Genomic DNA, 12875 nt, shown 5'->3' on the forward strand with positions numbered 1-12875 from the left:
TTAACAAGCTATTGATTTTCATTATTAGCTCCATATATATCATTTTTTAAGTTCTCTAGCTGTTGTTTATCAATTACATAATAGTTTTCTGGCGTCATATTTCCTGGTATTATGTGAAAATTAATGTTTTCTGATTTAATACCCACTAATGATATACCTATAACAGCAATATCTTTAGCTGTAAAATCTGTAGTCAAATACTTAAAGGCTGTTGTTAACACAGTTGGTAGCTTATAGGTGAAGGCTTTATCTAAGGCCTTTCCTATAAATACCTGGGTTTCCTTAATCCTGCCTATATCATCTCCACGACTTGCAAAGTTAGATTTATTTCCCTTGATATAACGGATATATTTTAAGCTATCTGTGCCATTAAGATTATATGTGCCGGGCTGAAAATCTATTATTAGGGGAGGCTTTTGATATGGATCATTATAATACATCCTATCTTTTATTGTAATCTCAACTCCACCTATGGAATCAATAATGTTTATGAAGCCTTTATAGTCAGTTACTATGTGGTTATTTATTTCAATATCACCCATTATATCCTTTACAGCATGTATTAGCCCATCTACTTTCATGGAATCATAAACATCCTGAATTTTATCTACATTGGCCTTTTTACCACCTTTAAATCTATAATAGGTGTCCCGTGGAATAAAAACTAAGTCAAGCCTTTGATTTTTCCTGTCGTAGGTGGCAAAGGCTAGGGTATCATTCTCACCCTTATCTATACCTGCAATTATAAAGTTTATATGTTGCTGAGTTGATTCATTATTTACTGCTGTTTCTTTTATTAGTTGGTTGGCTTCCTTTATTGTATCCCTTTTAAGGCTGTCGTCATGGTCAACACCATCTGAAGTAAGCATAAAGCTAACAAAACCAGAAATAAAGGCTAATGCTATACATGCCAACACAAACGCAAGTCCCTTTAGAATAAATCCCTTCATATTTATCCACCTCTTATTCTTATGCTGAATTGATCTATTATATTATAACACATCTATATTAGCTTTTCTCATTTCTCTACAATAGATGTTGTAGGACTTGTATAGCTTTAAAAAAGCTTGCGTAGCTATATATATCTCCTCTTCAGAGGGTTCCCAAACGGTTATCCATTGAAAAGCATTTACAATTGAGTTGGTCCTTTTACCTTTTAGCTTTGTTAGTGCCTTGGAAATTATAATTGATATAAAGAATGCAAAAACTACAATAATTATTGATTCAGCAGCAAAAACTGTTGAAATACCATATAATATTAGAAAGATTACAGCAAGATTAGTACCACACCTCTTGTTAAACCTTGAGGATTTTTTTACTAGTTCTTCACTTACATAGCCATAGCTTATATAACAGTTTATTACCTTATGCTCTGCCCCATGGAATTTTAAGGTTTTAATTATGGGTCTATGGAATATAACAATTATTGCTATAACTACACCCATTGCTTCTAGCGGATTTAAATAATATTGAGGGTTATACTTTATTGGTATAAAGGGTTCAATAAAATAAAGTAGAAGTATTAAGGCCAACAGCAGCTTAATCTTTGTATCAAAGACCATAAATTGATAGTATATTGTATTAATTATAGTAAATACAGGTCTAATTCTTATTTTTTTAAACCAGCTAGGTGGTAATATCCATTTTATTTTATAGTCTATTTTATTGTTTTTCTTTATGGCTTTTATTTTAAAGGCGTCACTAAAAAAAGTAACGCCATTTCTATGGGCTAACCCACCAACCTTCAAAAAATCACCTCTTTATAGACTATTTGTTCATTTTCCGCATCCATCTCCCCAAATAGCAACAACCTTATTATCCATTTCAACCTTTATTACTTCACAATTGGCTGTTTATTTATCCTTAAAAAAACGATGAGCCTCCATAAACCGCTGCCCAGAAGTAAATATAATCATAGCTGCAAAAATTAGTGCAATATAATCAGTATAATTAGGCAGTAAAATCATTAAAGAAAACATAATAAATCCTTCAGTTCTTTCAGTAAGTCCAGGTTGGTAATAAAAGCTTTTCTGCGAAACTTTATCTGAGGCTGCACCAACAGTTAGGAAAATTGTCATATTTATGATGATGGTGGCTGCTAGAACTACAAATACGAATGGATTACTGGAAAATTTCAGGGCCAATACAAGCATCAAAGAGATTTCTACTATACGATCAAAGGTAATGTCCATAATCGTTCCAAAAGGAGATGATGCCTTAGTTTTTCTTGCAATTGTTCCGTCAACTGCATCTAGGCATCCCGACAGCCATAGTATACTGACAGCCAGTATGTTGGAAAAATCTAGATATAACACTATTGATGGTACTAACCCAATTATTAAGGCTATGACCGTCACATGATTAGCAGATAATTTATACTTTATACATAAGTCTGCCACCTTGTCAAACAAAGGTTGTATATAGCTTCTGGCTCTTGTATCTAACATCTGCTTCCTCCTTATTCCATGCTACAATCCAATTATATAAAATAAACTGCTTTGTCAAAGTTTGCTTGCAGAGCTACTTCTTCTCCTACTTTAAAATCCTTATGTATAAAACTAGAAACATATATTTCAAAGTCCCTTACATCTATGGTGTACATGACTTTATCGCCAGAGTACACTCTCCTTTTTACAATACCTTCTATGCTATCCTTCTGCTTTTCACCGAAGCTAATCTGCTCTGGTCTAAACATAAAGGTTATTTTCTCACAATCAGATAAATGAGTACTAAATCTTCCTAGTGGAGAATGAAATTCTCCATCTATGATTTTTCCTTCAAAATAATTTCTTACACCAAAAAAATCTGCTACTTCTTTTGAAACTGGTTTTTCATAGATTTCATTTGGCGAAGCGTACTGTTTAATTTCTCCATAAAGCAACAGGGCTACTTGATCTGCCATTGATAATGCTTCCTCCTGATCATGGGTCACCATAATCAAGGTAATATTCAACTTTTTTTGCAATGCTCTTACGAACTCCTGCATATTTTTTCTTAACATGATATCTAGCTTTGAAAATGGCTCATCTAAAAGCAATACCTCAGGCTCGATAGCTAAAGCTCTAGCAATGGCCACCCTCTGCATTTGCCCTCCCGATAATTCATTGGGATACTTTTTTTCATGTCCCTCTAATTCTAATAATCGAATCAATTCATCTACCTTTTGCTTGATGACGCTTTTCTTTACCCTTCTCATCTTTAATCCAAAGGCTATATTGGATTCAACTGTCATATGGGGAAATAATAGTAGGTTTTGATCTACTAAAACAGCATTTCTTTTATCAATGGATACATGGTTCATCAGTTGGTCACCAAAAAAAATATCCCCTTGGTCAAAATCAATCATACCAGCAATACCATGAAGCAATGTCGTTTTACCAGAACCACTTGGTCCCAGCAACACTACCAATTGTCCTTCATTTATTATCAAATTAATATCCTTCAAAACGACTTTATTATCGTAGGATTTGTTTATGTTCTTTAGATATATTATTGCCATAATTGCCTCTTTTCACTAAACGTAGTATCGACTACTCTTCTCATAGAAGTTTCCAACTATTTTTTCCGTAATAAATAGTACTAATGTAATGGAGAGAATAAAAACAATGCTTAATGCAGAAGCCATGGTTCTGTCCCCTGATTCAACAAATGGGAACAAAAACATAGCATAGGTGACAATCCTTCCGCCTCCAATCAAGAAGGTGATAAAATACTGACTAAAGGAAGCGATATAGATGATACTTCCCGCAATGATTAATCCAGGGGTAATCAATGGCAATGTTACATAGCGGATCACCTGCAAAGGTGAAGCCCCCAATATTCTAGCATGAGTTTCAATCTTATTGCCATTTAATTCAAAAACATTTAAAAGAATTTTTACTCCATAGGGTATCCCTGGTATTACATGAATCAAGACAACTCCCCAAAAAGTATTGGCTAGACCTACTTGAATAAATCTTAAATGCACCCCCATAGCCACCGTCAACATGGGAACAATAAGGGGCAACAGGATTAATACCTTTACCACTGATTTTCCTTTAAAATCATAAAATGCAATTGCTCTAGCTGCTGGTATACTCACCAACAAAGTGAGGGCAGTCACTACAATAGAAAGGATCATACTATTTATGAGGATTTTAAATACTCCAGTTGTAGGCTCCAATACATAGGAATAGGCCCTGAAGGTAAACCCTTGAGGGATTAGACTGGGCCATGACCACCCACTGGTAATACTCCATCCTATCATCATTAATAGTGGAAAAAGGAGCCCCGTTAAGATTATATATTTTATTATCCATTTTACTCTCATTATAACACATCTTTCCATAATTTATTGATTATTATATTTTTTAATAAACTGAAAGGTTAGTACATATAGTCCAACTGTTATGAATCCACAAAGGGCAATGCACATATTAATAACCATAGCATAGGGTCGATCTGCTAGATTCACACTGTTATAATGAATATATGACAAGATGGGCAATGCCTTTGGTGTAGATGGTCCTAGTAAATAGGGTATTTCAAAAGCACCAAAGGAAAAAGCAAAAATAATAATGAACCCTGAAGCAACAGTGGGCAGAATCAAAGGTAATAAAATATACCAAAACACTTGAAAATGGTTGGCACCTAGATTAGCAGCAGTTTTGGCATACTTATTCTCAACACTCCTCAAAATATCAAAAGTGACCAATGTAATAAAAGGCAGTCCCTTCCATACATAGGCCATTATTACCCCTAATCCTTGCCGATCAAATATCAGAGGCTTAAAATATTTCATATCTTCAATAAATCCTAGGTGATACATCAGCCTTGCTACCCATCCACTTTGGGTAAATAGGATGAAGATTAAGAGGGCTGCAATAGTGTGGGGTACAATGATGGGTACCTTATAAATATTGACCAGTGGCCCTCCTTTTCTTCTTCGATCATAAAGCAGTAGGTATGAAAATAAAACACCTAATACAACCGCAACCAACGACGATATAAAAGACGTAGAAAAGCTAAATCTCAGGGCCCTTATAAAACTAGGGCTACTTAAGACATCCTTATAATATTGCAATGTCAATGTTTTCAACCCTATTGCAGGAAAGTATCCGAAGCTCTGTAGTAGTCCAGATACTATTCCCACAATAAATATCCCTAATATAAAGACCATAACAGGTATTAACATGATATAGGGTTTTATTTTCTTCCTCATTTTACTCATGTCCTAAAACAACTTCCCTCCATAATTCTTCAATAATCGGTACTAATTCTGCCCTCATTTCAGGTACTCTATGTTGTAGTAGAATATCTTGAGGAATTACACCTTCTCCTAATTCAACACTCTCAAATAATTGTTTTTGCTGATCATTTAATAAATTTGGATCAGTTACTGGTAAGTCTCCCCATACCGTTGGGTCGTACTTTGTCACTTGTACTTCTGGAGATAGGATGTGGTTAATTACAACCAATGCCCCTGCCTTGTTTGGTGCATTAAAGGGAAGCCCCATGAAATGAGTGTTCCCAATGGTTCCTTTGTCAAACAAGAAGGACTGAGATGTTTTAGTAAAGGTACCATCAGCAATTTTTCCTGCGATGTGGAAGGGGGTATAGTTCATAGTCATCAGCACTTCACCATCGGCATACATGTTGTCTAACTGGGCAATTGTAGCTGGATAACTCTCTCCTTGTCGCCATAGATATGGCTTTAGATCAACTAAATAATCCAACGCTGGCTGGATAACCTCCCTCACCACTTCTTTATCTGCTTCTAATTCAAGAAAAGCTTCATATCCTACAATGTCATAGATGATATTTCTAATAAAGGCACTACCTGTAAAGTCTGTTAGGTCAGGATAAGTTATCTTCCCCACATGCTTTTCAGCTAATTCCTTTAGTTCAACATGATTTGTTGGTAATTTTTTAATCACTGCGGTTTCACCAATAAAAACCATTTGAGCTTTTCCATAGGGTGCTTCATATCCCTCTACTGGGTGTCCAAAGTCGTACTCCACATCGGGGGAATCTGTATCAATAAATTGGTTAAAATTTGGCAACATTTGAGTAAATGGTCCATATAAAAGATCTTGATTTTTAGCATTATAGAAGTTCTCTCCATTTATCCATACAATATCAATAGTCCCTTCAGCCTTTAACTGTTTTTCATTTAGTAGCTTTGGCAAATATTCATTGGGCACCATTGGTACACGCTCCAACGAGATATTATACCTTTCCTTCAGCTCTACAGCAACAGTTGTATCTAACCAACGATTGATTTTCTCATTGCCACCCCAGCCATAAAAAGATACTGTAGTGCCATTTGCTTCCTCCACTATTTCTTCCCAAGTCTTATCCTGTAAACTAGCTCCATTATCTTGTTCCTTATCTTTTTCTGTACATCCAGCACACAACAGAGAAATTACTAGGATGAAGCAAATCAGTAATACTCCTTTAGTCCTCATAAATCTTCCTCCTACCATTCTTTACTTGTTGTTAACTGGGTCCATATCAATTCCTTTTTTCTTAGCAAAAATCTTTGGAATTTGAGAAACCCCAAACAACACAACACCTGCTAATAACAGTTTAACAAAGAAACCTGTTGTTATACCATTTTGAGCAATTTCTCCAGCCATATAAGCATAAACAAATGCACCTGGTGCCATCGTAATTAAAGTAATAATAGAGTAGGTGGCTAATTCAATATTCGTTACCCCATAGGCATAGTTTTGGATATTGTATGGGAAAACAGGTACTAATCTAGTTAAAATCAAAAAGTCTTTTCCATTCTTTTCTACACCAGACTCAATTTTTTTAAAAATTGCATTTTTGCCAAACTTATCTACAATAAAATCTCTTGCAATATATCTTGAAACAAGGAAAGCTGCTATAGCTCCAGCAGTTGCTCCTGCTAAGGCTAAGATGGCACCTAACACTGGTCCAAAAACAATACCTCCACTAATGGTAATAACACTAGCAGGTAAAGAGAATACTGCTGCTGCAATAAATATTAAAATATAAATAACATATCCTAAAGATCCTGCATCTTCGATAAGTTTTTGAAATTCATCAAAATCCTTCAGTGTATCAATTAAACCTGTGCTATAGATTCCATAAAAGGCTATTGCTAAAACAGCAACCATTATGATTGTTTTTAATTTTTTATTCATAACTATTCCCCCTCTTCTATTTTATCGCCTTTTCGATGCCTTTTTTTGCTTTATATCTGTTAATCCATGCTTTAACTGGTGAAGACAATACATCTTCTGGTGGTGCATCCTTTGCGTATACTACTGGTCCCCACACAAGGTCTAATAAATGCCAAGCCTTTGCTCCACCCTTCAAAATAGATGAACGACAAGCAGAACAGTATACTACGATTTTATCAGTTTCTAATGTCTCTACTCTACGCTTCATTACTTTTTCAGCCACTGGAGGATTTGCTGGTACAACCATCCCTCCAAACCCACAACATCTTGTCTTTTCTCTGGAGTATTCTGACTCTACAACTTTGTATCCCAGCTCCTGCAATATCCAACGAACACCATCATGAAGTGCTGTTAAATGACGGGTTGAACAGGAATCATGGATGGTGAAGACAATATCACTATCCTTAGCCTTACCCTTAAGCTCTTTAGGTAAACCAATAATAGGTAATAATTCCCATAGTGAATGGGTTGGTGTTGGACTAGCTTCGTCAAAGGTTAATTTGCAGCTTTGACAGGCTACAATCATTTCATCAATATCAACATCATCCATATCTTTTTGTAGGTCCGCAAATCGCTCCTTGAATAAATCGTATTGTCCCACTGCCTTTGTTGGCTTTCCACAGCATTTTTGCACTGCAGAGAAGTTTGGGAATACTTCGTTAAGATATGCTGTTGTCTTAGTTACTGCCTCTGGACTGTAGGATGGTAAGCTACATCCTGGCATAAACCCATAACGTTTACTTTTATCGATTTTTATAGTCATTTTTTCTTACCTCCACGAATTTTTGTAGTAAATAGCTTAGAGAAACCAAGTATTTGGTGTATCTTAATTGCTCCGTGGCCTTTAATTGGTGATTCCCCTTTATTTGCTTTTACAAAGTCTTTACGGGACCCAATGAAAATGTTCTTCATCGGTAGTTCATGAGGACAGACAATTGTACAGTTATCACAGGCATTACATGAATAAGCTAACATCGCTTCCATCTTACCTTCTTCTACTAACCCCGTTATGATATCCTTTGGACAGATTCCAAAGTCGTTCATCATAATACATTCCTTCATACAAAGCTTACATTCACAAACTAAGCAACGGGATGCCTCTTTAACTGCTTGTTCTTCAGTAAAGCCTAAATCTGACTGAGCAAAATCCTTTTTACGTTCTTCAGCAGGTCGCATATTTGTGTGTAGTCTTTGTAAATCTTCTGTTCCCTCTGGTAGTGGTACGTTTAATTTAGTTTCATAGGTCCATTCATTCTTGAAGTCTCTATCAGCCCTTAAGTCTTGGCCCTTTAAATATCTATCAATACTGTTTGCAGCCTTTCTACCCAATGCCATTGCCTCTACTACGATGAAACCACCGGCAGCATCTCCAGCTACAAATACATTATCAAGCTTTGTTGACAGGGTCTCTTTGTCTACCTCATATCTTCCGCCTCTTGTCTGGGGAAGAACTCCTCCTGTAACATCTTCTACCAATTGCCCTGTAGCCATTATCACAGTATCAACTTCAATTACCTTTGCTTCTCCTTCATACTGTGGATTGAATTTACCTTCTTTGTCTAGGATAGACTTTACTTTTTGTATCTTAATTCCTGTTACCTTGCCATCCTCCTCAATTATTTCAAGTGGACCCCATCCAGCATTAAAAACAACGCCCTCTTCTACAGATTCATGAATTTCTTCTTGGGATGCAGGTAACTTTGCCATGTCTTCTAAAGAACATTGATATACTTCCTTAGCACCAATTCTCCATGATGAACGGGCACAGTCCATTGCAACGTCTCCACCACCGATTACCATAACTCTTTTTACTGCTCTTGAGAATTTTTGAGTAAGACTAATTTCCTTTAAATACTCGGTAGCTGGATAAACACCTTCTGCCTTGTGGCCTGCCATTGGAATAATGTTACCCTTGTGGGCTCCATGGGCAATGATTACCCCGTCATATTTTTCGCAAAGCTCATTAAAGCTAATCTCCTTACCGATTTCCACACCAAGCTTCATTTCCACACCAAGCTTGTTTAGATAATTGTACTCACGGTCTATAATATCTCTAGGAAGTCTGTATTCAGGTATACCCACCCGCATCATTCCCCCCACTACATTAAGCTTATCAAAAATAGTAACAGCGTGGCCTTTTTTCCTAAGATCAATGGCAGCTTGAGCCCCAGCAGGACCAGCTCCGATAATGGCAACCTTCTTTCCAGTTGGACTTTCTGTTGTTGTATCCCAGATAGACTCATTGTCTGCTTGTTCAGCTGCAAAACGCTTTAAGGCAGCAATAGCCACTGGTTGATTGAATTCTACCCCTCTTCTGCAATCCTTTTCACATGGATGGGCACAAATCCTACCCAGCGTATTAGGTAAGAATAATTTCTCACGAATGACTTTAATAGCCTCATCATACTTTTTCTCGCCTATTAAATTAACATATTTTTTAACATCTGTACCCATAGGGCATCTACTCTGACAAAACGCATCTTCATACCCCATACAGTCATCTATTATTTTTTGAGCATTTTTTATAACACCTTCACTAAAAACCACATTGCTCAACACAATCACCCTTTCTTATTTTTGTGGGTATCCATCTAAATGTAAAGTGGGAGACGACCTAAAATAAGCCGCCTCTCCATTATTTCTTAATTTACTTACCATTTTCTACTAGAGCTTCTGCATTATTCTTTTCATAATACTCATAGCTCCATTCAATCCAAGATCCATCATAGTTTTTGACATTTTCATATCCAAGTGCTTGAGTTAATACAAGTAAAGAGTGGGCACTACGAACACCCGATTGACAGTAAGGGATAATTTCTTTACCTTCTAATTTACCATAAAGTTCCTTTAACTCATCTAAAGACTTTAGTGTTGTATCTTCATTAACTGAATTTGTCCACTCGATCCATACAGCACCTGAAATCTTTCCAGGACCGTAAGCTCCTTTTTTCGTTGAGCTACCATCTTCTTCATCCTTTGCTCGTGTATCTAATATAACAGTATCTGTATTTAATGCCGCAACCACATCTTCAAAGTTGGCGACCAGTGCTTCACTTGCTTTTGGTGCCTTATAATTTGTTGCTTCTACTACTGGGGCATCGCCACCTGTTGGATATCCAGCTCCGATCCAAGCATTTAAACCACCATCTAAATATCTAACGTTCTTATGACCTAGTAATTTAATTTGCCACCATAGTCTTGCAGCATCATGATGAGCATTAGATGCATAAACTACAATTGTTGATTTTGGTGTTGCACCATAGCTAGAAAGAATTGCTTCTGTTTCTTCGATTGTATTTCTCATTCCTCCGAACTCATAAGCGCCTTCTTTTGCTGAATAATCATCCCTCCACATTGTGAATGACCCTTCGATCGGTGCATCGCCTGTTTTAGGATTTAAAGAGCCGATTATAACAACATCCTTACCAGAATCCATAAGATCCTTTAATTGTAAAGGTGTGATAAAGGCATCTGGGTTTGCATACTCTGCAATCTTTTGACCTTGCTCTGTTGCATCTACAATAACTTTTTGAACTCCGAACATTTGAGTATAGCCGTAGTACCCTCCACCTGCAATTACAACTAGGGCTAATAAAATAATCATTAAATTTTTACCTTTCATGAAAAAATCCCCCTTGTTTTTTGTTTGTTAAACTTTTTACAATCTAATTGTATAATAAAAATTCTTGTTATGATAATAAATGTTCTTTATGGTGCATAATCCTTTCCTATATTAGTTAATGTTTTAACAATGTTTAGTATATTTAAAAAATCATTGAATATAATCATTAAATTAACCTACCAGTACCTATATAGTATAGCTACATTACATATGCTATAATTATAATAATTGTAATAAAAATTAGATTGGTAGGTGATCTCATGAATTTTCAATACTTAAAAGCTTTCTTTGTTACTGTAAAGGTTAATAGTATTACTAAAGCCGCAAAGATCCTCCACCTAACTCAACCTAGTGTCAGTATGCAAATACAATCCTTAGAAAAGGACCTTCAAGTAAGTTTATTGAATCGTAGTAATAAGGGTGTTGAACTTACAGAGGCTGGAAAGATTGTTTTCGACTATGCCAGTACAATATTATCTATTCAAGATAATATCGAAAGGGATTTGACTAACTTAATTGATAATAAAAAACAGTTATTAGTAGGAGCTTGTAAAGCTGTAGGGGAGTATGCTTTGCCCTGTAGTATTTATGTTTATAAAGAAAGCAACAAAGATATTCATATTAACTTAGATATCAACAATACCTCTGATATCTTTAGAAAGCTTTTAGACAGAACGGTTAACCTCGGAATTATCCATGGTGATTGTAATCATAGTAAGCAGGATGAGTTAGTGCTGGAGCTCATCACCAGTGGTCGTCTATTACTGGTGACATCCCTTCCCTTAATTAAAGATACAATTTCCATAAAAGAGTTAAAGCAAATTCCTTTAATTTTTAGAGAAGAAGGCTCTGGGGTTAGGCAGTGTCTATTAGATTCATTAGCAACACAGAATATTGATTTAAATGATCTAAATATTATTTATGAATTGAATTCAATGGAGGCCATTAAATCATCAGTTCTCTCAGGCAAAGGCATTTCTTTTATTCCAGAGCTATCTATTAAGAGAGAGTTAAAAGATGGTATTTTAAAGAGGATTAATATTGATAATCTTGAAGTAAACACCGAGTTCTATATGGCTTACCGAAAAGACCACACTTTAAGCCCCCATGAACTGAGCTTTATCCAATTTATTAAATCCTCCAAGAGGGGCTTTTGTTAAAAAATCATTTGATTCAAGGACCAAAAAAGAACTAGCGTAGGCCCCAGCTATATACTAGGCAAGGGTGCTAATTCTTCGCAGTAACGCAGAAGGTGGGGCATTTTCAACAGGCTACAGTAGGTATCTTACAAGTATTTTAGACCCAACCCAAGCCCCCACCAACATAAAAAAAGCAAATACCCATCCATGTAGTGAAAAGGATGGTATGGCGCTAAAATATCCACCAATATTACAACCAAAACTCAACCTAGTTCCGTAGCCCATCATTACTCCACCAAGCAAAGCAAAACCAAGTTGTTTTTTGCTTTTTATTTTTTTCCACTTGAATTCAGAAGCTAAGAGTACAGAGATTAGGGCACCCAAAATAATAGCTAGATTTAGTAGAATATATGGATTTGCCAAAAAAGATTCACTGGTTTTAATATCTATATTTCTATAGGTGGTAAAGTAGTACCACTTTGATGGTTCTAAGCCTATTTTTTCTAGAATAAAGGCACCAATAGAAACAATACCATTGGTTACTCTCCACATTCTGCCTGTAGTGTAAAACAGTAGAATATTGAAAGTAGCAAGAAGCACAGCTCCAGTTCTATAGGTCCAAGGATTTTTAAATATTTTATTATATATTTTCAATCTCTTCCCCCCCAATTAATCGCCATATTCACTTCTGCTTTTCTATAAAAATTTCCCATTGTCCTTCAGTAATTTCAATATAATCCACATGATGGCCCTGCTTTTTTACCCAGTCTACTACATTTACAATTGAACAATTGTGGTCTGTTTCTAGTATTAATAAATCCCCAATCTTCATTTGCTGTAGCTTTTTATGGGCCTTCAACAACGGAATGGGGCACGCTTCATATAAACAATCTAATCTAAATTCTGCCATACTTACCTCCTATA

The 12875-nt window shown here is 35.9% G+C and carries 14 protein-coding genes; 1 reads left to right on the forward strand and 13 read right to left on the reverse strand.

What is annotated here, in order from left to right:
* Positions 1–8: 8 nt before the first annotated feature.
* The 11 genes from F8154_RS06875 to F8154_RS06925 all read right to left on the reverse strand — a co-directional run bounded on the left by F8154_RS06875 (position 9) and on the right by F8154_RS06925 (position 10812).
* On the reverse strand, positions 9–950 hold the full coding sequence (locus F8154_RS06875; protein ID WP_151860875.1) for an LCP family protein: 942 nt from the start codon (positions 948–950) through the stop codon (positions 9–11).
* A gap of 42 nt (positions 951–992) precedes the next feature.
* The gene (locus F8154_RS06880; protein WP_151860876.1) at positions 993–1748 is read right to left on the reverse strand and encodes a DUF1385 domain-containing protein; all 756 of its coding nucleotides are present in this window, start codon (positions 1746–1748) and stop codon (positions 993–995) included.
* 105 nt (positions 1749–1853) lie between these two features.
* On the reverse strand, positions 1854–2447 hold the full coding sequence (locus F8154_RS06885) for a CDP-alcohol phosphatidyltransferase family protein (protein WP_151860877.1): 594 nt from the start codon (positions 2445–2447) through the stop codon (positions 1854–1856).
* A gap of 32 nt (positions 2448–2479) precedes the next feature.
* A complete protein-coding gene (locus F8154_RS06890) occupies positions 2480–3499 on the reverse strand; it encodes an ABC transporter ATP-binding protein (protein WP_151860878.1) in 1020 nt (339 codons plus the stop codon).
* A 15-nt stretch (positions 3500–3514) separates the two neighbouring features.
* A complete protein-coding gene (locus F8154_RS06895) occupies positions 3515–4249 on the reverse strand; it encodes an ABC transporter permease (protein ID WP_243141194.1) in 735 nt (244 codons plus the stop codon).
* Positions 4250–4330: 81 nt separating this feature from the next.
* The gene (locus F8154_RS06900) at positions 4331–5200 is read right to left on the reverse strand and encodes an ABC transporter permease (protein WP_151860880.1); all 870 of its coding nucleotides are present in this window, start codon (positions 5198–5200) and stop codon (positions 4331–4333) included.
* 1 nt (position 5201) lies between these two features.
* Positions 5202–6446, reverse strand: coding sequence for an ABC transporter substrate-binding protein (locus tag F8154_RS06905; protein WP_151860881.1), 1245 nt, complete (start codon positions 6444–6446; stop codon positions 5202–5204).
* A 21-nt stretch (positions 6447–6467) separates the two neighbouring features.
* Positions 6468–7151, reverse strand: a complete 684-nt coding sequence (locus F8154_RS06910; RefSeq protein ID WP_151860882.1) for a TVP38/TMEM64 family protein — start codon at positions 7149–7151, stop codon at positions 6468–6470.
* A 16-nt stretch (positions 7152–7167) separates the two neighbouring features.
* On the reverse strand, positions 7168–7953 hold the full coding sequence (locus F8154_RS06915; protein WP_207706855.1) for a (Fe-S)-binding protein: 786 nt from the start codon (positions 7951–7953) through the stop codon (positions 7168–7170).
* A complete protein-coding gene (locus tag F8154_RS06920; RefSeq protein WP_243141197.1) occupies positions 7950–9737 on the reverse strand; it encodes an FAD-dependent oxidoreductase in 1788 nt (595 codons plus the stop codon). Before F8154_RS06920 ends, F8154_RS06915 begins: the two co-directional genes overlap by 4 nt.
* 100 nt (positions 9738–9837) lie before the next feature.
* Entirely contained in the window at positions 9838–10812 is a 975-nt protein-coding gene (locus F8154_RS06925) for a sulfurtransferase (RefSeq protein ID WP_151860884.1), read from the reverse strand.
* 260 nt (positions 10813–11072) lie between these two features.
* Between F8154_RS06925 and F8154_RS06930 the strand changes: the two genes are divergently transcribed.
* Positions 11073–11972, forward strand: a complete 900-nt coding sequence (locus F8154_RS06930; protein WP_151860885.1) for a LysR family transcriptional regulator — start codon at positions 11073–11075, stop codon at positions 11970–11972.
* Positions 11973–12083: 111 nt separating this feature from the next.
* On the opposite strand, the gene F8154_RS06935 is transcribed toward F8154_RS06930, so the two are convergent.
* On the reverse strand, positions 12084–12605 hold the full coding sequence (locus F8154_RS06935) for a YeeE/YedE thiosulfate transporter family protein (protein WP_151860886.1): 522 nt from the start codon (positions 12603–12605) through the stop codon (positions 12084–12086).
* 28 nt (positions 12606–12633) lie between these two features.
* A complete protein-coding gene (locus tag F8154_RS06940; protein WP_151860887.1) occupies positions 12634–12861 on the reverse strand; it encodes a sulfurtransferase TusA family protein in 228 nt (75 codons plus the stop codon).
* Positions 12862–12875 lie beyond the last annotated feature (14 nt).

This window comes from Alkaliphilus pronyensis (assembly GCF_009017275.1).
Taxonomy (GTDB): domain Bacteria; phylum Bacillota; class Clostridia; order Peptostreptococcales; family Natronincolaceae; genus Alkaliphilus_C; species Alkaliphilus_C pronyensis.